Genomic DNA, 22,814 nt, shown 5'->3' with positions numbered 1-22,814 from the left:
TCAGGCTTTCGTTGGAGCGCGACCGCGTCGCAGGCAGGTGAGGTGGACGCGCGCGTCGCGCGCGATCAGCCGCAACGGAATGCGCCCGCCGAACCGGAAGGCGCGGCGCAGCGCCGGCACCTCCGCGCAATCGCCGCGCGCCGCCAGTTTCTCGGTCTCAATCAGCCGGTAATAGGCCAGCAGCCGGTCCAGCAGCGCGCGCCGCTCCGCCGGGATGCGCGCGCGCAGTTCGTCGGCGAAGCGCAGCGCGGGGTGCCGCGGGTGCCTCCCCGCCAGCGCATGGCCCAGCGCCGAATCCTCGACATGGAAGCGCGTGCGATATTCGCGGTCGACATATACCGGCATCGTGAACGCCAGTTGCAGCCACAGCCACGCATCCTCGCCATAGGTGCAGCGTTCGCGATCGAAGAAGCCGCCCAGCCGCTCGAACACGTCGCGCCGCACCACGGTGGAGCTGGAATGGATCGAATCGATATACGACTTCAGCGCACGCGGATCGTGGAAGGCATCGATGCTCCACACCCCGCTGCGCGGAAACAGCGCGCGCACTTCCTCGCGCTTCGCCGCCTTGTCCGAGCCCACGTCATAGGCCGCGACATAGGCGCCGCATGCCGGTTCCGCCGCCAGCGCGCGCATCGCGCTGGCCAGATGGTCGGGATACCATTCGTCGTCGGCGTCCAGGAACGCGATCAAATCCGCCTCGACATGCCGCGCGCCGCGGTTGCGCGCGCCGCCGGGGCCGCCGTTCGGGATCGATAGCAACTCGATCTGCGCGCGATACTGCGGCTCGATCCGCGCCACGCTGTCGTCGGTACTGCCGTCGTCGACCACCACGACCGCGTCCGGCCGCCGCGTCTGCGCCATGATCGACGCCAGCGCACGGTTGATCGTCGCGGCCTTGTTGTACAGCGGGATGACCGCGACGATGCGTTCGGGCATCGCCTTACGCTTCCGCACCGCGTCTCGACGTCAGCCGAAGCTGCTCGGGACGGCGCCGGAACACCGGATCCAGCGCGTCCCCCCGCATCCACAGCACCAGCATCAGCCCCAGGAACAGGCCCCCGGAACCGATCGCGGTGAAGTTGAAGAACGTCCCGAACACCCCGCTCTGGTTGGTCCAGAACAGCGCCATCACCAACGGCTGTTCGGCCAGCAGGCGGTTCGGAACCGCCACCATCGTCGCGCACATTGCGGTCAGGATCAGGATGGTCAGCGGGATGCCGAACACGAACGCGATGCCCGCCACGCCCAGGTCGGTGTAGAAGAACGGCTGACGCGGCCGGACGAAATATTGCAGTTCGTCGGTCGACGTCGGCAGGCCGACACCCGTCCACAGGTGCCGCGCCGCGATCGGCTGCGCGTCGATATACTGGAGGTAGCGGGCCCGGCCGGAGGCGTCCGCCAGGAACGCCTCATAGGGGTTCGTCGTCACGTCGATATAGCCGTACAGCGACCACAGCGACAGCGTCGCCAGCACCGCGACCAGCGCCCAGCCCGTCCAGCGCCGGGTCACCGGCAGCAGCATGTTGGCGATCGCCACCGCGGACACCACCAGCACCACCGCCTGCACGAACCGCGACTGCGACAGGTACAGCGCATAGACCGCAATCACGATCAGCGGCGCCGCCACCAGCGGCCGCCGCCGGATCGAGGCGATGCCGAAGAACAGGACGAAGGCGGTCAGCTGGCTGGCGAGATAGGCGCGCTGTTCACGCTCGCCGTCCGATGCCAGCACCCCCGCCGCCGCCTCGAACCCGCGATAGGACGACACGATCGGCTCGGACACGATGTAATAGACCGTGTAGAGCACGCATCCCAGCAGCAGCGTGCCGAGCAGCAACCGCAGCGGCACCCGCGCCACCTGGAACACGAACGCCAGCGCCACCGGGCCGAAGAACGACAGCATCACCAGCGGGCGGAACTGCGCGCTTGCAACCAGATGGAAATGGTACACCTGCGCCAGCAGGAAAGCGAAATAGAGCGCAATGATCGCCGCGCCCAGCCAGCGCCCGCGCAGCATCGCCAGCCCGACGTACAGGATCAGCACCGCATATTCGATGACCAGCCCGACCTGCGTCGCGGCGGGGACGAACATCGACATCGTCAGCGACATGTGCAGGCAATAGCCCGCCACCAGCACCGCCACCGCCAGCAGGTCGAGCTTGCCCGCCAGCGACAGCCCGCTGATGTCCCACAGGATGTTGCCGCCGCCGGCCGCCACCGGGCGGCGCGGCGGCGTGCCGCGCGGCGGGAAGGGAGCGCGCGCCATCAGCGCGGCTCCCCGTCGGCGACCCGTTCCAGCAGCCCCTGATAGTCCGACAGGACCATCGGCCAGGTGAACGCTTCCTCCCAACGCCGCCGCGCGGCGGCCGCCATCGCGGCGCGGCGGGCGTCATCGGCCAGCAGTTCGTCGATCCGCTGGCGGCATTCGGCGGTGTCGCCGAAATACAGCGCCGCATCGCCCGCGACCCAGCGGTTGAAGCGATTGTCGTGCGCGATCACGGGGTTGCCCGCGCCCAGCGCCTCGACCAGCGACGGGTTGGTCCCGCCGACGCGATGCCCGTGCATATAGGCCAGCGAGTGGTAGCGCAGCGACGCCAGCGCCGCCGGATCGTAGATCGCGCCGACGAACTTGACCTGCGGCCCCGCGGCGGCGCGCACCCGCGCGTGAAACGGATTGTCGGCGTTATAATTGCCCAGCACCGCCAGCGTCACGTCGCGCGGCGCGGCGGAAAACGCCTCGACGATCTCCAGGATCGAATTCTCCGGCTCCGGCCGCGCGATCAGCGTCAGGAACCGCCCCGGCTCCAGCCCCAGCGCATCAAGCGGCGCGGTGCCCGCCGCGTCGATGCGGTCGCTGCCATAAGGCAGCATCACGATCTTCTCCTTCGGCGCGCGCTGCGCCAGATGGTCGCCGATCGAAGGGTGGTCGGCGATCAGCACGTCGCCCGCCGCCGCGGCCAGCCGTTCGTTGACCCACAGATATGCCTTGGCGCCAGCCGAGTATTTCGCGCGCTTCCACTCGACGCCGTCCATGTTGATGACCTGGCGGCGGCCCTTCATGCGCAGCCACGTCGCCAGGAAGCCGGTGTTGTAGCCCAGCATCAGGATCAGCCCCGGCTCGCCCAGCGCGTGGCGCGCGGACTTCACGTCGAACTCGATCGTCCCCACCGCGCCGTCCCGGCCCACCGGGATATGGATGCGCCGCACGCCTTCCCACTCGTCCTCATAAATGTCGCCGGTGTCGCTGCCCTGACAATAGACGGTGACCCGCCAGCCATGATCGCGCATCCACGGCGCCAGCCGCGCGGCGAAGGTTTCGAATCCGCCATGCGCCGCCGGAACGCCGCGAATACCCAGAATGACCAGATGACGGGTGTCGCCGACACCGGGGGAACTTGACGTGGCCATTCGGTCTCCGTTTACTGTTTCACCGGTTTGTCATTCTGGCGACTGACGGCAGCAGAGCGACCGTATCATGGTCGTCCGTGACCGCCCGGTCCGCCGCGAAGGGGCCGCCCATCGGCGTCCGCCATCTCCCGCGACACCGCGCGGTGCCGGCTTCAGCCGCCTTCCTCGCACATCTCGGGAACCCACTAGTCGCATTTCCGTTTCTTGCCAATCTCCGTCGCATCTGCGGCGGGGGCTTATGGGCCGTGTCCGGACATATTTTGCCGTCCCAAGCGTGCGCGAACGACGGGGGTACCTGTGTCCTTTACGCATCGTAAGATCGGTTTAACGTGTTGAAGGCACTATACGTCTTGTCGACGCCGGTCGTTGTCGACATGATACGCGGTGTGTGTGGGAGGGGTCTTGACGAAGTTTGCAGACCACCGACCGGACGCCGCGATCCCGGCATCCAGACCTCGTGAGAGTAGCGATGACGTACGCCGTGCGAAGCGGCCGTGTCATTCGATCCGGCTGCTCGCCGTGGCGTCGGCGGGTGGGCATTGGGAAGAATTGATGCTGTTACGCCCCGCGTTCGAGGGATTCGACGTCCATTACGCGACCACGCTGGAGGGCTTTGCCGAACGTGAGCGGCTGGAGAAGGTTCATGTCCTGCCCGACGCCAATCGTCATCGCCCGCTGCGGACCATCGCCTGTGCGTGGACCTGCTGGAACGTGATCCGTTCCATCCGCCCGCATTACATCGTGACGACCGGGGCGCTTCCCGGGCTGACCTGCGGGCTGATCGGGCGGCTGTTCGGCGCGCGCACGATCTGGGTCGACAGCATCGCCAATTCGGAACGCCTGTCGATGAGCGGCCAGTTCGCCGGTCATTTCGCGGCCTTGTCGGTGACGCAGTGGGAACATCTGGCGCAAGATGGCTCCCCCGCCTTCCATGGGGCGTTGCTGTGATCCTGGTAACGGTCGGCACCCAGCTGCCGTTCGACCGCTTCATCCGCATCGTCGACGAAGCCGCCCCGTCGCTGGGGCGGCCCGTCTTCGCGCAGGTCGGGCAAGGCACCTACCAGCCGCGCAACATGGAATATGCGGCGCTGATCGATCCGCTGAAGTTCGACGATCTGATCGCGAAGACCGAGCTGATCGTGTCGCATGCGGGCATCGGCACCGTGGTGATGGCGCAGAAGTTCCGCAAGCCGGTGATCCTGTTCCCGCGCCGCGCCGCGCCGCGCTGGGCGAACATCGCAACGATCACCAGATGGCCACGGTCGCCGCGCTGGAAGGCCGGTCGGGCATGTACGTGGCGCGCGTGGCGGAAGAACTGGTGGCGCTGATGAAGCGTCCGCTCGATCCGCCGCTGACCGAAAACGAGCATCCCGCCCGCGACCGTTTGCAGCGCGCGATCCGCGACTTCATCGAAAACGGCCGGTGATCGACGCGGCGCCCCTTGTGGAAACCCACGCTCCCCGTCGACGGCGCGTGCTGGCCGTGGCGTCGATCGGCGGGCATTGGGAACAGATGCTGCTGCTGCGCGGCGCGTTCGAGGGGATGGACGTCACCTACGTCACCAACGACATACGGCTTGCCCAGCGCGAGGGGCTGTCGCCCTGCTATGCGATCGACGACACCAATCGCCACCATCCGCTGCGCTCGCTGCGCTGCGCGTGGTCGGCGATGCGGATCATCGCCAAGGTGCGCCCCGACGTGGTGATATCCACCGGCGCGGCACCGGGGCTGATCTGCATGGTCGCCGGGCGGCTGGTCGGCGCGCGCGGACTGTGGGTGGACAGCATGGCCAATGCCGAACGCCTGTCGGGCAGCGGCCGGCTGGCGCGGCGGCTGGCGCATCGTGTCTTCACGCAATGGCCCCACCTGGCGGTGGAGGGCGAGGTCGAATATCATGGCAGCGCCTTCTGACGTCTCCCCTGGTGCGGACAGCAGCGTCAGCGTCGTCATCGCCACCTATCGCCGTCCCGATGCGTTGGCCCGCGCGATCGACAGCGCGCTGGCGCAGAGCCATGCACCGCTGGAAGTGATCGTCGCGGGCGAGGACGGCGATACCGACACCGCGGCCGTGGTCGCCGGCCACGCCGATCCGCGCGTCCGGCTGGTCGTCAATCCGGTTCGCGGCGGGCCGGGGCCGGCACGCGATCTGGGCGCCCGCGCCGCCCACGGTCGCTTCGTCGCCTTCCTGGACGACGACGACCTGTGGCACCCGGAAAAGCTGGCGCGGCAGGTCGCGCTGGCGGACGATCGCACGATCGTCACCGCCCTGTCGGAGGTGGTCTCGCCCGAAGGGCGGCTGGTGAAGCCCACCCGCCCCTATGACGGGCATCAGGCGATCGACGAATGGCTGTTCGACCGGCGCACCTGGCTGGGCGGCGGGGAGGCGATGTTGCAGACCTCGTCGCTGATGGTGCCGCGTGCGCTGTTCGATACGCTGGGCTTCGGATCGGCGCAGCATGAGGAATGGGAATTCGCAATCCGCGCGCTGCGCACCCACGGCTATCGGCTGGCAACCGTCCCCGAGGTGCTGGTGACCTATTTCACCGGCCAGATCTATTCATGGGAAGGGTCGATCGGCTGGGCGCGCGACACGCAGGGGCTGCTGACCCCGCGCGCGCTGAGCGGCTTCTGCCTGACGGTCGCGGCGCAGAGCATTCCGCCGCGCGGCTGGGCGCGGATGCGCGCCGCCGGGCGGCTGCTGGGCACCGCGGTGCGCCACGGCCGCCCGACCGCGCGCCAGCTGTTCGCGTTCGCGCTGATCGCCGCGGTTCCGCATGGGCTGCGACGCCGCCTGCGCAGCGGCGCCGCCTGACCGATCAGCCGCGCAGACGCTCCGCCTGCGCGACCTGCCGCGCCAGCGCGATATAGCGGCGCGCGATCGCCGGCCACGACCGCCGCTCCATCATCACCGCGCGATAATCGTCGGCGCGTTCGCGCCACACCGCCGCCGGGGTGGCCAAGAACGCGGCGATCCCCTGCGCCACGTCGTCCGCGCTGGCGGGGCGCGGCAGCACCACCGCGGGCATCCCTTCGTCGATCAGCGTGGCGATCCCGCCCGCGCGCGTCGCGATGATCGGCCGCGCGTTCGACGCCGCCAGGATCGCGACCCCGCTTTGCGAATGGAAATCGTCATAGGGCATCAGCAGCGCGTCGCATTCCGCGATCAACCGCTCCAGTACCGCATCCTCGACATAGCCCAACCGCAGGTCGACCGCCGCACCGGCCGCCTGCGCCGCGGCGCGGCATTGCGCGACATAGTCCGCCTCGTCGCGGTGCGGCCCACCCGCGATCACCAGCCGCACCGGCTGCCCGGCGCGCGCCGCCAGCGCGGTCCCCTCGATCGCCGACAGCACGCCCTTGTTCGATCGCACCGTCCCGAACGCGAGCAGCATCCCCGATCCCGGCATCGGCACCGGATCGCCCATCAGGAACACGCCATGGTCGATCACCGACACCGGCACGCGCAGCGTCGGGAAGGCCGCCAGCAACCGTTCGCGCGACGGCTCGCTCAGCACCACCACCTCGCTCGCCAGCCGATAGCACGCGCCGTGCGCGGCGATCTCCCACCGCCGCCAGCGCGCCGGCAAGGCCCAGGCGTGCGGCAGCGGATCATGCGCCACGAACAGGATGCGCGCGCCGGTCAGCCGCAGCAGCGCCAGCATCGGCACCGCGAACAGCAGCGGATCGGGGATCGTCACGATCACCTCGCGGCAGGTCGCGCGCGCGCGCAGCACGCCGATCGCGCCGCCGATCATCCGCGCCAGCGACGCGACGACCTTCGCCGGGCGCGACGGGCGTCCGGTGCGCTCGCGCGGGGGGCGGATGCGACGCAGGCCGGCGCGCGCGCGTTCGAAGCGCGCATCCTCGACCGGCGGGCAGACGAACGTCACCTGCGCGCCCTCGGCCAGCAGCCCGTCGACCAGGCTCTGCGCGAACAGCCCCGCGCCCGACGATCGCCACGAGCGGGTGAAGACGCACAGCGCCGGCGCGGCGCCCGCCACCGCAGCTTCGGTCGGCGCGGTCATTGCGGCAGCGTGCCGATCCTGACGCCGCGGAACTGCACCGCCATCGGCTCCCGCGCGCTGGCGCGATAGATGCCGGCCTTGAAATACGGCCCGACGACGTCTTTGAAGCCGATCGGCCCGCGGTAATCGACGATCTGCCGCCCGTCGCGCCACACCTTCAGCCATCCGGCGCCGGCGGGATCGAACTTCACCGCGATGCGCATCGCATACCAGCGGCCGCGCTGGAGCGGGGCGGTATCGGCATAGTGGAGCGTATACGGCGCATCGTTGTCCCTGCTGATGAGCCTGGGGTCGAAGCGGCTGGCGATCCGCATCTTCTCGTCACGCAGCTCGATCGCGAACGGCGGGCTGTGCCCGGCCTCGCCCGGATCGAACGTCGATTGCAGCTGCACCAGCGTCAGCCACTGGGCGGTGATGCGCGGCCCCTGTTCGATCATCATGTCGAACCGGACGTCGTTGGGCTGCGTCAGCGACAATTTGCCCGACGCATAGGCCTCCGACCGTTCCTTCGGCTGCGTGCCGTCGCCGTGCCACCGGTCGCCGGCATGCACCTCGAAGCGGGTGACCTCGCCGGTCTGGCGGAACGACCAGTTCGCGCCGCTGTTCTGCGGGTTCATCTTCGGCCCGGCGTTCGCCTCCGCCCCCGGGCTTTTCTGCGCATCGGGCGACGTGCACCCCGCCAGCGCCGGCGTCGCGCAGGCAAGCGTCGCCAGCGCCAGCGCCCGTGCCGGGACATGATAAGCGCTCATCGCCGTCTCCTGAATGTACCAATGCCGTCAAGGCGCTGCGGGTCTACGGTAACCGCTTGCCCGCCTCAACCCGCGATCCTAGGGAGGGACCATGCCGATGCCCCACGCGATCGCCCCCGCGAACGGGACGGACGGCCCGCGCGTGGCCGTGGTGATCCTGAACTGGCGGCGTCCCGACGATACGATGACCTGCCTGCGCAGCGTCCTGGATCAGGATTATCCGCCGGTCGACCTGTTCGTGTGCGACAATGCGTCGGGCGACGGGTCGATCGACAGGCTGGAGGCGGCGATCACCGCCGAACTGGCCGCGCGCGGCGGCGACCGCTGGCGCCTCGCGCGGATCGACGATCCCGACGGGGCGCTGCCGCCGGTGCCCGCCGCGCACGAACCGCGGCGGCTGTGGCTGGTCGCGACGGGGCGCAACGGCGGCTATGCCTATGGCAACAACGTCGGGCTGGCGCTGGCGCTGCGCGATCCGGCGATCGCCTATCTGTGGGTGCTCAACAACGACACGCAGGTCGATGCGCAGGCGCTGCGCCGGCTGGTCGCGCGGATGGAGGAGGATCCCTCGATCGGGCTGTGCGGCGCGGTGGTCCGCTATCGCGGCGCGGCGGGTGGCGGGCGCATCCAGGCGGTCGGCGGCGGGCATTTCCTGGCCGATCGCGGCCGGTGCGAACAGATCGGCGAGAACTGGCCCGCCGATACCGCGATCGACACCGCCGCGATCGAGGCGCGGCTCAGCTACGTCAATGGCGCCGCGGTGCTGGCCCGCCGCACGATGATCGACCGCGTCGGGCTGATGACAGAGGATCATTTCCTCTATTGGGAGGAGATGGACTGGGCGACGCGCATGGCGCGCGACGGGCGCTACCGGCCGGGCCTGGCCGCCGGGGCGCTGGTGTTCCACGACGTCGGGGCGTCGACCGGGTCGAACGACCACGGCTTCGCCTCGCCCTCGTCCACCTTCTGGATGACGCGCAGCCGGCTGCGTTTCCTGGCGCGGTATCACCCGCGGCTGGTCCCGCTGGTCCTGGTGCTGATCGCGCGGGCGGCGCTGCGCGAGGTCGCCGGGCGGCGCTGGGCGCGCGCCGGGGCGATGGTACGCGGCGCCTGGGCCGCGCGGCGCGCGCTGTAGCCGCTTTCGGGACAGATGCGCCACATCCTCTCCGGGCGGCGGCCGGCGTTTGTGCTAAGGCCGTCGCCGATGACGCGGATGCCGATCACCAGAAGGCTGTCGGGCTGGATCGCGCTGGCCGTCGCCAGTGCCTTCGTGCTGTCGCAACTGCTGTTCCAGTCGACGCTGGCGGCGCTGGGCGGCAACCGGATGACCGTGATGGCGGGGACCGTCACCGCCGCGTCGGTCGCCGCCGGCTGGCTGCTGGTCGCGTTCCAGGGCGCGTGGTCGGCGCTGTGGTGGGCGATGATGATGGCGCTGCTGGTGTTCTGGCAATGCCAGGTCTTCTCCGACCTCACCGGCTATCCGACCAACTACAACATCATCCTGTCGTTCGCGCCGATGTTCGCCTTTCCGTTGTTCGCCAATCCGGCGCTGCGGCTGAACCGGCTGATGGGGATCACCTTCGTCGCCGCGCTGGCCTATTGCCTGATCTATGTCGCCGCCAACGGCTATTTCGTCAACGCCTGGGAACGCGCACGGGAAGCGTCGTTCGCGCTGAAGGGGCCGGCCGACGCCGCGCCGATGGCGCCGGTGGTGCGCGTGCTGCCCGGCGACGGGGCGCGGCCACCGCGCGTGTTCCTGGCGACGATGTTCTCCACCTTCGCGCTGTTCTACGCGCTGACCCAGGCGCGCGAGACGCGCCGCTATCTCCGCTGGCTGACGCTGGCGGCGATCCCGGCGGCGGCGGTGTTCATGGCACAGTCGCGAACCTATTCCGCGATCCTGTTCCTGATCGCGATCCTGTATGCACTGCGCATCACGGGCCGGGGGCAGCGGATCGCGCTCGCGCTGGTCGTGCTGGCCTCGCTGCTGATCCTGATCCTGGGCGTGGCGGTGCCGTCGTGGAACCCGTTCGGGGCCTTTGCGGACGATTCGTCGGGCGCGGCCCGCGCGCGCGCCTATCGCGTCATCACCCGCATCATCACCGATCATTTCGTCACCGGCATCGGCATCGCCCCCAGCGCCAAGGCGCAACAGGCGTTCATCGGCGAGCCGGGGGTGTTCTGGTCGGACCTGGGGGTGATCGGTATCTGGTACACGTTCGGGCTGGCCGGGCTGGCCGTCTATTGCGTGCAGGCGATGATCGTCGTCGTCGGAGTCGAACGGCCGCAGTTCGTCAGCCGGCCGGAACAGGAAACGCTGTTCCTGAGCGGGATGGTCGTCGGGCTGACCGCGTGGCTGACGCCCGATATCTGGGCCGGCGCCAACGGCGTGCTGCTGTCGATCACGATGGGGATGCTGCTGCGCCCGATGCGGCAGCCGGGGCGCGAGATCGCGATCTGGTTCGGCGCGCATCGCGTCCTGTTCGGCGACTTCGGGCTGCGCTATCGCCTGCGCCAGGCGTGGCGGCGCGTGCGGTCGCTGTGGCGCGGTTCGTCCCGCGGCGGGGCGCCGCCGCGATCGGGACTGCGCAGGTTGTTGCGCCACAACAATAAGTCCGGCTAGATGCATGGCCGGTCGCCCGTTGGCGGACCGGATAAGAGGGCGTTCGATGACATCCCCGGTGCCAGTCGGTATCATCCTGTCCGACGGCCTGGAATCGAAGGGCGGGATCGGCCGCATCATCGGATATCTCGTCACCGCGCTGGGGCAGCGCGCGCCCGATATCGACACCCGCGTCTATCGCGCACGCTGGCGCGAACACGGCATCGGCCGTCACCTGACCGTGCCGCCGGCGCTGGCGGCGTTCGCCTGGGATGCGGCGCGGCGCCGGATCCGCGTCGCGCATATTAACGTGGCGCCGCGCGGATCGACCACGCGCAAGGCGCTGTTCGCGGCGGTCGCGCGGCGGCTGGGCATACCGGTGATCCTGCACCTGCACGGCAGCGGCTATGACGACTTCTTCGCCGCGCAATCCTCCGCCCGCCGCGCCAGGATCACGCGGTTCTTCGGGTCGGCGGCGCGCGTCGTGGCGCTCAGCGACCGCTGGGCCGGGTTCGTCCGCGACGAACTGGGCGTGCCCGCCGCGCGGGTGGTGGTGATCGGCAACGGCGTCCCCGCCCCGCCCGCCACCGACGATCGCCCCGCCGGGGACGCCGCCGCCCCGCCGCACCTGCTGTTCGTGGGGCTGGTGGGCGAACGCAAGGGCGTCGACGTGCTGCTGGCGGCGCTGGCGCAGCTGGCCGCACGGGGCATCGCGTGGCGCGCGACGATCGCCGGCAATGGCGAGGTGGAGGCCGCGCGCGCTGCCGCCGCCGCGCACGGCATCGCCGATCGCATCGCCTTCCCCGGCTGGGTGGACGAGGATGCCGTGCGTGCGCTGATGCGCACCGCCGACCTGTTCGTCCTGCCCTCGCGCGCCGAAAACCAGCCGGTCGCCATTCTGGAGGCGATGGCTGCGGCGCTGCCGGTGGTGGCGACCGACGTGGGCGCGATCCCCGAACAGGTGGTCGACGGCGACACCGCGCTGCTGGTGCCGCCAGCGGATGCGGACCGGCTGGCGGACGCGCTGGCGCGGCTGCTGCCCGATGCGGCGTTGCGCACGCGGATGGGCGCGGCGGGCCGCGCCCGCTTCGCGGCGCATTTCGCGATCGACGCGACCGCCGATCGCTTTGCCGCGCTCTATCGCGAACTGGCGGGGGCCGCGGGTTGACCGACGCGCGCGATCACAGCCCGGCCGCCATCGCCTATCGCCCCGATATCGATGGGCTGCGCGCGGTCGCGGTCGTCTCGGTCGTCCTCTTCCATCTCGGCATTTCCGGGCTGCCGGGCGGGTTCACCGGCGTCGACATCTTCTTCGTCATCTCCGGCTATCTGATCGGCGGGCAGATCGCGCGCGAGGCGGGGGCCGGCATGTTCCGCTTCGCCGGTTTCTACGTCCGCCGCGTGCGCCGCATCCTGCCCGCGCTGATCGCGATGATCGGCGCGTTCCTGCTGTTCGGGCTGGTCGCGCTGACCCCGGCCGAACTGCGCGAACTGGCCAAGGAAACGGTCCCCGCGCTGTGGGGGCTGTCGAACCTGCTGTTCTACACCGGCGGCGATTATTTCGCCCCCGCCGCAGAGCGCAGCCCGCTGCTGATGACCTGGTCGCTGGGAGTGGAGGAGCAATTCTACCTGCTGTTCCCGTTCGTGATGCTGGCGGCGATCCGCTGGTGCCGCGGGCACGTCGTCACGGTGGTCGCGCTGCTGTCGGCGCTGTCCTTTGCCGGGTCGCTGCTGCTGATCCGCATCGATCCGCAGGCGGCGTTCTACCTGTTGCCGACGCGCGCATGGGAATTGGGGTTGGGCGCGATCCTGGCGCTGCTGCAGATGCGCGGCCGGCCGGCGTTATCCGCATTGCGCGAGGCGGCGGGCTGGGGCGGCATCGTCCTGCTGCTGGCGGCGCTGGTCGCCTATCGCCCGGCGATCGCGTTCCCCGGCTGGTTCGCGGTGCTGCCCGTACTGGGCGCGACGCTGCAGATCGCCGCGGGCGGCAGCCGCGCCAACCGATGGCTGCTGTCATCGCGCCCGGTCGTGTTCGTCGGGCGCATCTCCTATTCGCTGTACCTGTGGCACTGGCCGGTGATCTATGTCGCGCGGATCGCGGGCGAGGGCGCGGCGCCCGTCTCCCCGCTGTGGCTGATCGCGATCACCGTGCTGCTGGCGACGGCGTCGTGGCGGTTCGTCGAACAGCCGCTGCGGCACCGCGTCCTGCCCGAACGGCAGGTGCTGCTGCGCTATGTCGCGGTGCTGCTGCTGCTGAGCGGCGCGGCGGCGGCGCTGTACCGCGCCGAAGGATGGCCGGGGCGCCTGCCCGCGCTTGCGCGCGCCGGCGCGGTGGAGGCGGTGGCCGCGCGCCACGGCGCCTGCCTTGCCCCATATGGCGCGACCGCACCGGTCGGCGGCGCGGCCTGCACCGGCGCGCTGGCGGATAGCGATCGGCCGGGGCTGCTGCTGATCGGTGACAGCCATGCCGACGCGATCGCCCCCGCGATCGCCGATGCCGCGCGCGGTGCCGGGCTGGCCTTCGGGCAGATGACCAAATCCTCGTGCCTGCCGCTGCTGGATGCGGCGCGCGAACTGCCCGGCCGCGTGCGCCACCGCGGCGAGTGCATGACGTATCAGGCGACGGTGTTCCGCTGGATCGCCGCGCATCCGCAGGCGCGCGTGATCGCGCTGGCCGGCTATTGGTCGAACGGCGCGCAGGTGATCGACGGGCAAGGTCGCCGCCGCACGGTCGCCGATACGCTGGCGACGACGATCGCCGCGCTGGAGGCGCAGGGCCGGCATGTCGTCCTGATCCAGGATGCGCCGGGGTTCGCGATCAATCCCTATGCGCGCGTGATCGGCGCGGCACTGCCCGTGCGGCGCTGGCTGGCCGGCGTGGCGACGGGGCAGGCCGCCGACAGCGACGACGCCCGCGCCCGCCCGCGCGCCGACGATGCGCGCGCGGCGGTCGCGCGGATCGGTGCGGCGCCCGGCCGGCTGCTGGTCGACCCGGCGCGCGCGCTGTGCGATCCGCGCGGCTGCCGGTACGCCGATGGCGGGCGGCTGTTCTATGCCGACGACCAGCATCTGACCGCATCGGGCGCGCGCGCGGCGTTGCTGCCCGGAACCTCGCTGGCCCGGCGGCTTTCCGCATGGGCCGCCGCCCCAAGGCTGGCAGCCCCCTCTACCCCATCACCACCCCGCCCCGCTCATGACGACGGCGCCGACGGCAGGAAGGAACATCCATGAACGACAGGCCGCGGCGCACCTTTACGGGCACGGGCACCGGCGCCGGCTCGGGCACCGCCGGCAGGGCCGGCCCCGCCCGGCGCCCCGCCGGCGCGCCGGTGCGGCTTGGCCTGCTGGCGGCGACTTTCGTCGCGATGCTGGCGCTGACCATGCTGGGGCCGATGATGACGATCACCGGCGCCGACCTGACGGGCGCCGGCAATTGGCAACGGCAAGCGGGCTATGTCGCGATCACCGTGCTGACGATGGTCGCGCTGCGCCCGCTGCACGACTGGCGGCGGCTGCTGACCGTCCCGCTGCCGATCGCGCTGGCGCTGGGGTGGTGCCTGCTCAGCATCGCCTGGTCGATCGCGCCCGGCGTGGGATTCCGCCGGCTCCTGCTGACCGCGATGGTGATCTGGTCGGTGTTCGCGGCGGTGCGGTGGCTGGGGTACGAACGGACGGTCAACCTGACGCGGTGGGTGCTGCTGGTGTCGCTGGTGCTCAGCTACATCGTCGTCTTCGCCTATCCCGAACTGGGCATCCACCAGGCGGACGAGGTGTATGACAAGAAGCTGATCGGCGACTGGCGCGGCATCTTCATGCACAAGAATACCGCCGGTGCGATCTGCGCCTTCGCGGTGCTGATGTTCGCGTTCGATCGCGGGCGGATGCCGCGCTGGCTGCAGGTCGGCGCGGTCGCGCTGGCCGTCGGCTTCCTGGTGATGACGACGTCGCGCACCTCGCTGGGCGTGTGCGCGGGCGCGGCGGTGCTGGGTGCGCTGTTCACCTTCTATCACGCGCGCTACCGGCTGTTCCTGATCGGCGCGATCATCGTCGCGCTGCTGGTCGGCTCGATCTACATCAACATCTACAACGCGCCCTTCTCGTCCGTGCTCGACGATCGCTCCGCCTTCACGGGGCGCACGCTGATCTGGGACGCGCTGATCCGCTATACGATCGACAATCCGCTGGGATCGGGGTTCGGATCGTTCTGGAACATCGGCAGCGCCAGCCCGATCTTCCAATATGCGCGCGGCTGGGTCATCACCGTGACGGAGGGGCATAACGGCTTCCTCGATCTGGCCTCGACGATCGGCATCCCGGGGCTGATCCTGGTCCTGGCATTGGTGGTGGTCTGGCCGCTGGTGCGCCTGCTGGGCAGCGAGGCCGCGTCGGGGCAGCGCGGCGCGATGCTGCTGGCGGTGATGGTGTTCTGCATCGCGCACAACGGCACCGAATCCAGCCTGATGGACCGCGACACCATCCTTCAGGTGATGCTGATGCTGACGATCGCGCTGATCTGGTCGGTGACGCGCGCCCCGCTGCGCCGCGCGCCCGCACGTCCGGCGTTCGCCCCCGATACGCCGCGCAAGCCGCGCACCTTCGGGGTTGAGCAGGCATGAGCGCGCGGCACCGCTTGCTCGTCGTCGGCGGATCGAGCGACCATCCCGGTGGGGTGGAGGCGTTCTGCGATCGCGGCACCGCCGCGCTGGCGGCGCATACCGATCGCTGGACGGTCGATCGCATCGCCGCCGACAGCGCCTATCTGTCGCGCGCCACGCTGCGCCGCTACCTGCGGCAACTGGGGCGGCTGGTGTCGCACTGCCGCCGCGGGCGTCCCGATCTGGTGTGGGTGCAATATGTGAACCTGCCCGACCTGGGCTTCGTCCTGCTGGCGCGGGCGATGGGACGGCGGGTGATGGTGACGCCGCACCTGGGATCGAACTGGCGCTCGCAATCGCATCCGCTGCTGCGCCGGCTGAGCCAATGGGCGCTGGCGCGCGCGCAGCGACTGGCGCTGATATCGCGCACGCAGGAGCTGGAAATCGCGCTGCCGCCGGCGCTGCCGCGCTCGCTGATCCGCAACTTCCTGCCGCAATCGGTGCTGTCGAGCGTGCCGGCCGCGGGGGACACGATGCCGGACCGGCTGCAACTGATCCATTCCAGCCGCCTGTCGGAGGGCAAGGGCACGTTCCTGGTGGTGGAGACCTGCGCGCTGCTGCGCGACCGCGGCGTGCCCTTCGACGCGCGGATCACCGGCGGCGCGGATGCGGAGACGATGGCGCGGCTTCACGCGCTGATCGCCGAACGCGGGCTGGAGGATCAGGTGAAGGTGCTGGGCCGCATCCCGGAGGACGAGCTGCTCGACCTGCTCGGCCGCTCCGACGTGCTGATCCATCTGTCGAAGATCGATTCCTACCCGCTGATCGTGCTGGAGGCGATGGCGTGCAGCACCGTGCCGCTGGTCATGGAACTGGCGGGCGCGCGCGACATGGTCGAAACCTATCGCGGGCACGTCGTCAGCGCGGCGACGCCGGTCGCGGAAGCCGCCGCGTGGCTGCAATCGCTCGACGTGCCGACGCTACGCCGCGAACGCCCGGCCGTGGCCGCGCCGGTGCGCGCGGACTATGCCTGGTCGCGCGCCGCCGGTGCGCTGGAGGCGGCGCTGGATGCCACCGTCGCGTCGCTGCCGGGCGCCCCGCCGGCGCGCGCGCTGCCGGACGACGCGGCGGCCCGCAGCTGATCCGACCACCGCGGCGCGGGATCGCGCACCGCGGCATGGATCAGCCACAGCATCGCCACCCCGCGCACGATCGCCGCGGCCAGGATATCGCCCTGCGTCGCGGAGGGGGACGCGCCCTCCATCCCGGCGAACATCCAGAATTCGGCGAAATAGGCGGCGATATCGCCCAGCAGGAACAGCGCCATCGGCCGTGCGCGCGTCCCCGTCAGCACCAGCAGCGGCCACAGCCACAGGTCGAACTGCGGCGAATAGACCTTGTTGGTCAACAGGAACCACGCCAGCACCGGGGTGAACAGCAACCAAGGGCGCTCCCCGTGCTGCCGCCAGCCCACCATAACGATCGTCGCCGCGCCGCCGACGAACAGCACGAACGACCACCCGTTGCGCGTCGGGATATCAGTGGCCCACCAGCCGAACTGCGTCATCAATTCCCACACACTCGCCGCCGTGCCCGAGCGCTCGCTGGAAAAGGCGTAGAACTCGCGCCAGTTGTCGAATGCCAGCGCCGCGACCGGCACGTTGACCGCACCCCACGCCGCCACCGCGACCGCCACCAGCGCCGCCGCCGCGACGACCCGCGCCCGCCACGGCCGCGCCGGCGCGAACAATGCGGCCAGCCCCAGCAACGGCAGCATCAGCACCGGAAACAGCTTCGCCGCGCCGCCCAGCGCCGCCAGCGCCGTCGCGCGCAGCAGACGGCCGCGTGCCGCCGCCAGCATCGCCGCCACCGCGAACGCCCCCGCCAGCAGATCCCAGTTATGCCCCAGGTACAGCACCAGCGGCGGCGCCAGCGCCCAGGCATATTGGCGGGTCAGCCCCGAACCCGCGCCCCGCACCATCTCCAGGATCGCGAACGCCAGGATCGTATTGCCCAGCGTCACCACGCCCAGGAAGGTGGCCGCATCCGCGCGCGCGCCGCCGACGACGCGCGCCACGAGCCCCTCGATCCAGATCAGCGCGCCGGTCAGCACCGGATATTCCATCCGCGCCTCGACATACGGCACCTGCCCCGCCGCCACGCCGCGCAAGCCCCAGAACGGCACCGCATCGCTGTAGCAGCCGGTGGTATATTGCTCCGCGCCGGTCCAGCCCGCGCCGCAATGCGCCTTGAACCCCCAGCCGAGCAGGCACGTCAGCGCCAGCGCCAGATACGGCCCGTTCGGCCCCAGACGATTCACGATCCCGCGCACGGGGTTGATCCATGGCAGGTCGATCCGCCCTCGACAAGCGGATGGCCGGAACATATATCGAACGTATGGCGCAGCTCGACGTCCGGCAGAAACTGGAGATCCTGGCCGATGCGGCGAAATACGATGCGTCCTGCGCATCGTCCGGCACCGCGAAACGCAATTCGAAGGACGGCAAGGGCATCGGCTCGACCGAGGGGATGGGGATCTGCCATGCCTACGCCCCGGACGGCCGGTGTATCTCGCTGCTCAAGATCCTGCTGACCAACAGCTGCATCTTCGACTGCCATTATTGCATCAACCGCAAAAGCTCGAACGTCCGCCGCGCGCGCTTCACCGCGCAGGAGGTCGTGAACCTCACCCTCTCCTTCTACCGCCGCAATTATATCGAAGGGCTGTTCCTTTCGTCGGGGATCATCCGGTCGCCCGATTACACGATGGAACAGATCGTCGAGGTCGCGCGCTCGCTGCGCGAGGATCACCAGTTCCGCGGCTACATCCACCTGAAGACGATCCCTGATGCCGATCCCGAGCTGGTCCGGCTCGCCGGGCTGCACGCCGACCGCGTGTCGATCAACGTCGAGCTGCCGACCGCGGGCGGGCTGAAGCGGCTGGCCCCGGAAAAGGACGGCGCGCGGATCGAGGGCGCGATGCGCGACATGAAGCGCGCGATCATCGACACCGGCGACGCGCGCCAACGCTATCGTTCCGCCCCGCGCTTCGCGCCCGCGGGCCAGTCGACGCAGATGATCGTCGGGGCGGATGCCGCGACCGATGGGGATATCGTGGCGCGCGCCTCGACGCTGTACGACCGCTTCGGGTTGCGGCGCGTCTATTATTCGGCGTTCAGCCCGATCCCCGACGCGTCGACCGTCCTGCCGCTCCAGCGCCCGCCGCTGATGCGCGAACATCGCCTGTACCAGTCGGACTGGCTGATGCGCTTCTACGGATTCCAGCCGCAGGAGGTCGTCGCCGCGACCGATGCGACGACGGGGATGCTGCCGCTGGATATCGACCCGAAGCTCGCCTGGGCGCTCAAGTTCCGCGATCGCTTCCCCGTCGACGTCAATCGCGCGCCGCGCGAAATGCTGTGGCGCATCCCCGGCCTGGGGACGAAGGCGGTGGCGCGTATCCTGTCGGCGCGGCGGTGGCGGCGGCTGCGGCTCGACGATATCGCGCGGCTGACCGTGTCGGTGGCGAAGGTGCGCCCGTTCATCGTCACCGACGACTGGCGCCCGGTGCTGCTCGCCGACCGCGGCGACATATCGGCGCTGGTCGCGCCCAAGGCGGCGACCCGCCAGCTGGAACTGTTCGCTGCGTGAGAATCGCTCGCGGGTGAAACGACCTGCCGCCTCGCGCGCTGTCGCGGGCGAAGGAGACCGACCGATGGCTACCCCCGCAATCTATGCCGATCTGAAGCGCGATCACGACAAGCAGCGCAAGATGCTGAAGGAGATCGCCGAGCTGAAGGGCGACAGCGCCAAGCGCAAGAAGCTGTTCGAGGCGTTCCGGCTGGAAGTGCAGAGCCACGCCGCCGCCGAGGAGGAATCGCTCTACGCCGAAATGCTCGGCAATCCCGAGTTGCGCGACGACGCGCGCCACTCGGTCGCCGAGCACAAGGAGGTCGACGACCTGATCGGCGAGATGATGGACGAGGATTTCGCGTCGGACGAATGGGAGTCCAAATTCTTCCACATGCGTCACCGCTACGAACATCACATCGACGAGGAGGAGGAAGAGATGTTCCCCGCCGCCGAGAAGGAGCTCGACACCGCGACCGAGGAACGGCTCGCCGATACCTATGAGGAGCGCAAGCCCAAGGAATTGGAGCTCGCCAAGGCCAATCCGCCCGGCGGCGACGAGCGCGACTGATCGCGCTGGCCGGTCCCGCCCGACCGGGACCGGCCATCCCGCCGCCATGCGTACCGTCACCCTTTCCGCCCCCGACGACATCGACGCCTGGCGCAGCGCTGCGCGCGCGCTGATCGCCGACCATGTCGCGCCCGAGCGCGTCGTGTGGCAGGTGGGCGATGCGCCCGCGGATCTATTTGCAGAAACCCCGGCGGCCGCGACGGCCCCCGCCCCTGCCTCTACCTTCCGCGTGCCGCGCGCGTTCCTCTCGTTAGCCGACGACGCCGCGCTACACCGCGATCCGCAGCGGTTCGCGCTGCTATACACGCTGTTGTGGCGGCTGCGCGATGCGCCGCGGCTGACCGACGATCACGCCGACCCGCTGGTCCGCCGGCTGGAGGAACTGGCCAAGGCGGTGCGCCGCGACATCCACAAGATGCGCGCCTTCCTGCGCTTTCGCTCGGTCGAGGAAGCGGACGGCGCGACGCGCTATGTCGCGTGGTTCGAACCGGATCACCACATCGTGCGCGCCAACGCCGCCTTCTTCGTCAACCGCTTCGCCTCGATGCGCTGGTCGATCCTGACGCCGGAGGTTTCGCTCCACTGGGACGGCGCCGCGCTGGCGCAGGGGCCGGGTGCGGCGCGCGCCGACGCGCCCGAAGGCGATCCGGTCGAGGAGGTGTGGAAGACCTATTACGCCAGCATCTTCAACCCGGCGCGGGTCAAGGTCGGCGCGATGCTGAAGGAGATGCCGCGCAAATACTGGAAAAACATGCCCGAAACCGCGTTGGTGCCGCAGTTGCTGGCAACGGCACAGGCGCGGGAGAGCGGGATGATCGCCACGGCACAGGATCGCGTCGACACCGATCGGGTCGCGGCGGGCGGCAACGTGGCGGCGGCGTGGACGGCGCTGCGCGACGAGGCGGCGGGTTGCACGCGCTGCCCGCTCCATCGCCCGGCGACGCAGACCGTGTTCGGTGAAGGGCCGCTCGACGCGCCGCTGATGTTCGTCGGCGAACAGCCGGGCGATCAGGAGGATGTGGCCGGTCGCCCGTTCGTCGGCCCGGCGGGTCAGGTGTTCGACCGCGCGATCGCCGATGCCGGGATCGACCGCGCCGCCGCCTACGTCACCAACGCGGTCAAGCATTTCAAGTTCGAGCCGCGCGGCCGGCGCCGCATCCATGCCAAGCCCGACGCGGGCGAGATCGACGCCTGCCGCTGGTGGATCGAGCAGGAACGCCTGCTGCTGCGCCCGCGCATGACGGTCGCGCTGGGCGCCACCGCCGCGCGCAGCCTGTTCGGCCGGGCGATGACGATCGGGCGCGAACGCGGGCGGGTGCAGACGCTGCCCGATGGCGGCGCGGCATGGGTCACCGTCCACCCCAGCTATCTGCTGCGCCTGCCCGATCCGGCGGCGAAGGAAGCGGAATATGCGAAGTTCGTGGAGGATCTGAAGGGCGCGCAGGCCGCGATGGGATGAAGCGCGTCACCCCAGCGAAAGGGCGATCCTTGGCTGGTCGGATTGCCCGCCATTCTCATCCGTCACCCCGGCGAAGGCCGGGGTCCATGGTGCCGCAAGAGCAGCGGCGTGTTCGTTCGCGGAGACATCGATGCCGGAACAAGTCCGGCATGATGAAAGGGTCCTGCCCTGGTCCCGCGAAGGCGCGAGCCTACGGGTTGGAAATGGTGCGCCGGTCGCCGGACGGTCCTCGCCTTCGCCGGGATGACGACTGGGCTTCACAATTCCCGCGGATTTGGCCCCATCCGTCCCTTCGGATCGTCCATCGCGTCGATCGCCGCGACATCCTCGGCCGACAGCGACACCTCCTGCGCACGCCAGTTGCTCTCCAGATGCGCGGGGTCGGCGGCCTTGGGGATCACCGACAGCCCCTTGGCGAGGTGCCAGGCGATGATGACCTGCGCGGGGGTGGCGCCGATGCGTTCGGCGATGCGTGTGATCCGCTCGTCCTTCAGCGTCTCGCCCTGCCCCAGCGGGCTCCAGCTCTGCGTGACGATGCCGTGGTCGGAATTATAGGCCTGCACGTCGCGCTGCTGGAACGTCGGATGCAGTTCGATCTGGTTGACCGCCGGGGTCACGCCGGTCGAGGCGATGATCGCGTCGAGATGCTCGGGCAGGAAGTTCGACACGCCGATCGAGCGTGCCTTGCCGGCGTCGCGCAGCGCGACCAGCGCCTTCCATGCGTCCACGAACTGCCCGCCCGCCGGGTGCGGCCAGTGGATCAGATACAGGTCGACATGGTCGCGCCCCAGCAGCGCCAGGCTTTCGTCCAGCGCGCCGGCCGCATCGCCATGCCGATCGTGCCACAATTTGGTGGTCAGCCACACGTCGTCATGCGCCAGCCCTTCGCCGACGCCGCGTTCGTTGTGGTACAGCGCGGCGGTGTCGACCAGCCGGAAGCCCAGGTCCAGCCCGGCGCGCACCACCGGCGCCACCTGCGAATCGGGGATCTGATACGTGCCCAGCCCCAGCTGGGGCATGGTGCGGCCATCGTTGAGCGTCAGGTCGGTCATTCGCAACGAACCGTTGCTGGCGCGCCGCGGTTCCGCACTTCGTGCTTCCCTTTCGCGGCGCGCTGACGCAAGCGGCGCGCATGGTCGAAAAGATCCTGGCCGCGCTTGCCGGCTTCGCCATCTCCGTGATCTCCGCCGGCGGCTATTGGGGCGTCGCGCTGCTGATGGCGATCGAGAGCGCCTGCATCCCGCTGCCGTCCGAAATCATCATGCCGTTCGCCGGCTATCTGGTGTCCACCGGGCAGATGAACCTGTTCCTCGCCGCGACCGCCGGGGCGCTCGGCTGCAACCTGGGGTCGATCGTCGCCTATGAGATCGGGCGGCGCGGCGGACGGCCGATGGCGGAGAAGTTCGGCCGCTACGTGCTGATCGGCCCGGGCGAGCTGGATCTGGCGGACCGGTTCTTCAACCGCTGGGGATCGTGGGCGATCCTGATCGGGCGGATGCTGCCGGTGGTGCGGACCTTCATCGCCTTCCCCGCCGGGGTGGCGCGGATGAAGCTGATCCCGTTCCACGTCTATACCTTCGTCGGCAGCTGGCCGTTCTGCCTGCTGCTGGCGTGGATCGGCATGGTGCTGGGCGACAAATGGAACAGCGACCCGCGGCTGAAGGCGTTCTTCCACCGCGCCGATGCCGCGATCGGGGTGGTGCTGGTGGCGGCGATCGCCTTCTACGTCTGGCATCGCGTGCGCGGGCTGAAGAAGGCGGGGTAGCGCCGTG

At 70.0% G+C, this 22,814-nt stretch carries 21 protein-coding genes; 14 read left to right on the top strand and 7 right to left on the bottom strand.

Annotation, left to right across the window (positions count from 1 at the left end; all coding sequences use genetic code 11):
• The 3 genes from COA07_RS09690 to COA07_RS09680 are packed head-to-tail and all read right to left on the bottom strand — an operon-like array spanning position 1 to position 3,411.
• Positions 1 to 939: a glycosyltransferase family 2 protein gene (locus COA07_RS09690; RefSeq protein WP_141396501.1), complete on the bottom strand. Its 939-nt coding sequence runs from the start codon at positions 937 to 939 to the stop codon at positions 1 to 3.
• A 4-nt stretch (positions 940 to 943) separates the two neighbouring features.
• Positions 944 to 2,269: an O-antigen ligase family protein gene (locus COA07_RS09685; protein ID WP_096640872.1), complete on the bottom strand. Its 1,326-nt coding sequence runs from the start codon at positions 2,267 to 2,269 to the stop codon at positions 944 to 946.
• Complete coding sequence (locus tag COA07_RS09680) at positions 2,269 to 3,411, bottom strand: DUF1972 domain-containing protein (RefSeq protein ID WP_066712949.1); 1,143 nt, start codon at positions 3,409 to 3,411, stop codon at positions 2,269 to 2,271. Before COA07_RS09680 ends, COA07_RS09685 begins: the two co-directional genes overlap by 1 nt.
• 552 nt (positions 3,412 to 3,963) lie before the next feature.
• Here COA07_RS09680 and COA07_RS09675 point away from each other — a divergent pair.
• The 4 genes from COA07_RS09675 (at position 3,964) to COA07_RS09660 (ending at position 6,223) form a co-directional block, all read left to right on the top strand.
• A complete protein-coding gene (locus COA07_RS09675) occupies positions 3,964 to 4,359 on the top strand; it encodes a glycosyltransferase family protein (protein WP_083957012.1) in 396 nt (131 codons plus the stop codon).
• Positions 4,356 to 4,739, top strand: a complete 384-nt coding sequence (locus tag COA07_RS09670; protein ID WP_211280953.1) for a glycosyltransferase — start codon at positions 4,356 to 4,358, stop codon at positions 4,737 to 4,739. The genes COA07_RS09675 and COA07_RS09670 overlap by 4 nt, the downstream gene beginning before the upstream one ends.
• A 145-nt stretch (positions 4,740 to 4,884) precedes the next feature.
• Positions 4,885 to 5,322 carry a UDP-N-acetylglucosamine transferase subunit ALG14 gene (locus COA07_RS09665; protein WP_245842091.1) on the top strand — a complete coding sequence of 146 codons (438 nt, stop codon included), beginning with the start codon at positions 4,885 to 4,887 and terminating at the stop codon, positions 5,320 to 5,322.
• The gene (locus COA07_RS09660) at positions 5,306 to 6,223 is read left to right on the top strand and encodes a glycosyltransferase family 2 protein (protein ID WP_169924230.1); all 918 of its coding nucleotides are present in this window, start codon (positions 5,306 to 5,308) and stop codon (positions 6,221 to 6,223) included. Before COA07_RS09665 ends, COA07_RS09660 begins: the two co-directional genes overlap by 17 nt.
• 4 nt (positions 6,224 to 6,227) lie before the next feature.
• Here COA07_RS09660 and COA07_RS09655 read toward each other — a convergent pair whose 3' ends face one another.
• Together COA07_RS09655 and COA07_RS09650 are read right to left on the bottom strand one after the other, a co-directional pair.
• Entirely contained in the window at positions 6,228 to 7,436 is a 1,209-nt protein-coding gene (locus COA07_RS09655; protein ID WP_066713479.1) for a glycosyltransferase family 4 protein, read from the bottom strand.
• On the bottom strand, positions 7,433 to 8,185 hold the full coding sequence (locus COA07_RS09650; protein WP_066713482.1) for a heparin lyase I family protein: 753 nt from the start codon (positions 8,183 to 8,185) through the stop codon (positions 7,433 to 7,435). The genes COA07_RS09655 and COA07_RS09650 overlap by 4 nt, the downstream gene beginning before the upstream one ends.
• A gap of 91 nt (positions 8,186 to 8,276) precedes the next feature.
• Here COA07_RS09650 and COA07_RS09645 point away from each other — a divergent pair, with 91 nt between their 5' ends.
• The 6 genes from COA07_RS09645 to COA07_RS09620 all read left to right on the top strand — a co-directional run bounded on the left by COA07_RS09645 (position 8,277) and on the right by COA07_RS09620 (position 16,524).
• A complete protein-coding gene (locus COA07_RS09645; protein ID WP_096640868.1) occupies positions 8,277 to 9,320 on the top strand; it encodes a glycosyltransferase in 1,044 nt (347 codons plus the stop codon).
• A gap of 69 nt (positions 9,321 to 9,389) precedes the next feature.
• Entirely contained in the window at positions 9,390 to 10,808 is a 1,419-nt protein-coding gene (locus tag COA07_RS09640) for an O-antigen ligase family protein (protein WP_096640866.1), read from the top strand.
• A gap of 58 nt (positions 10,809 to 10,866) precedes the next feature.
• Positions 10,867 to 11,955, top strand: coding sequence for a glycosyltransferase family 4 protein (locus tag COA07_RS09635; protein WP_169924229.1), 1,089 nt, complete (start codon positions 10,867 to 10,869; stop codon positions 11,953 to 11,955).
• Positions 11,952 to 14,018, top strand: a complete 2,067-nt coding sequence (locus COA07_RS09630) for an acyltransferase family protein (RefSeq protein ID WP_096640862.1) — start codon at positions 11,952 to 11,954, stop codon at positions 14,016 to 14,018. Before COA07_RS09635 ends, COA07_RS09630 begins: the two co-directional genes overlap by 4 nt.
• The gene (locus COA07_RS09625) at positions 14,015 to 15,403 is read left to right on the top strand and encodes an O-antigen ligase family protein (protein WP_096640861.1); all 1,389 of its coding nucleotides are present in this window, start codon (positions 14,015 to 14,017) and stop codon (positions 15,401 to 15,403) included. Before COA07_RS09630 ends, COA07_RS09625 begins: the two co-directional genes overlap by 4 nt.
• Complete coding sequence (locus tag COA07_RS09620; RefSeq protein ID WP_096640859.1) at positions 15,400 to 16,524, top strand: glycosyltransferase; 1,125 nt, start codon at positions 15,400 to 15,402, stop codon at positions 16,522 to 16,524. Before COA07_RS09625 ends, COA07_RS09620 begins: the two co-directional genes overlap by 4 nt.
• On the opposite strand, the gene COA07_RS09615 is transcribed toward COA07_RS09620, so the two are convergent.
• A complete protein-coding gene (locus tag COA07_RS09615) occupies positions 16,407 to 17,714 on the bottom strand; it encodes a hypothetical protein (protein ID WP_245842090.1) in 1,308 nt (435 codons plus the stop codon). The two genes, COA07_RS09620 and COA07_RS09615, sit on opposite strands and share 118 nt — an antisense overlap.
• Before the next feature lie 65 nt (positions 17,715 to 17,779).
• On the opposite strand from COA07_RS09615, the gene COA07_RS09610 reads away from it, so the two are divergent.
• From COA07_RS09610 to COA07_RS09600, 3 genes are all read left to right on the top strand, one after another.
• Complete coding sequence (locus COA07_RS09610; RefSeq protein ID WP_066711299.1) at positions 17,780 to 19,033, top strand: putative DNA modification/repair radical SAM protein; 1,254 nt, start codon at positions 17,780 to 17,782, stop codon at positions 19,031 to 19,033.
• A 64-nt stretch (positions 19,034 to 19,097) separates the two neighbouring features.
• Positions 19,098 to 19,583: a hemerythrin domain-containing protein gene (locus COA07_RS09605; protein WP_066711282.1), complete on the top strand. Its 486-nt coding sequence runs from the start codon at positions 19,098 to 19,100 to the stop codon at positions 19,581 to 19,583.
• A gap of 46 nt (positions 19,584 to 19,629) precedes the next feature.
• Positions 19,630 to 21,042, top strand: a complete 1,413-nt coding sequence (locus COA07_RS09600) for a UdgX family uracil-DNA binding protein (RefSeq protein WP_066711284.1) — start codon at positions 19,630 to 19,632, stop codon at positions 21,040 to 21,042.
• 257 nt (positions 21,043 to 21,299) lie between these two features.
• On the opposite strand, the gene COA07_RS09595 is transcribed toward COA07_RS09600, so the two are convergent.
• Positions 21,300 to 22,094, bottom strand: a complete 795-nt coding sequence (locus COA07_RS09595; protein WP_066711286.1) for an aldo/keto reductase — start codon at positions 22,092 to 22,094, stop codon at positions 21,300 to 21,302.
• An 80-nt stretch (positions 22,095 to 22,174) separates the two neighbouring features.
• Between COA07_RS09595 and COA07_RS09590 the strand changes: the two genes are divergently transcribed.
• Positions 22,175 to 22,807, top strand: coding sequence for a DedA family protein (locus COA07_RS09590; RefSeq protein WP_066711288.1), 633 nt, complete (start codon positions 22,175 to 22,177; stop codon positions 22,805 to 22,807).
• Positions 22,808 to 22,814 lie beyond the last annotated feature (7 nt).

The sequence above is a fragment of the Sphingomonas adhaesiva genome (assembly GCF_002374855.1).
In the GTDB taxonomy this organism is placed as follows: Bacteria; Pseudomonadota; Alphaproteobacteria; order Sphingomonadales; family Sphingomonadaceae; genus Sphingomonas; species Sphingomonas adhaesiva.
Note: the sequence above shows the minus strand (reverse complement) of the source record. Positions and strands in the feature narration are given on the sequence as shown.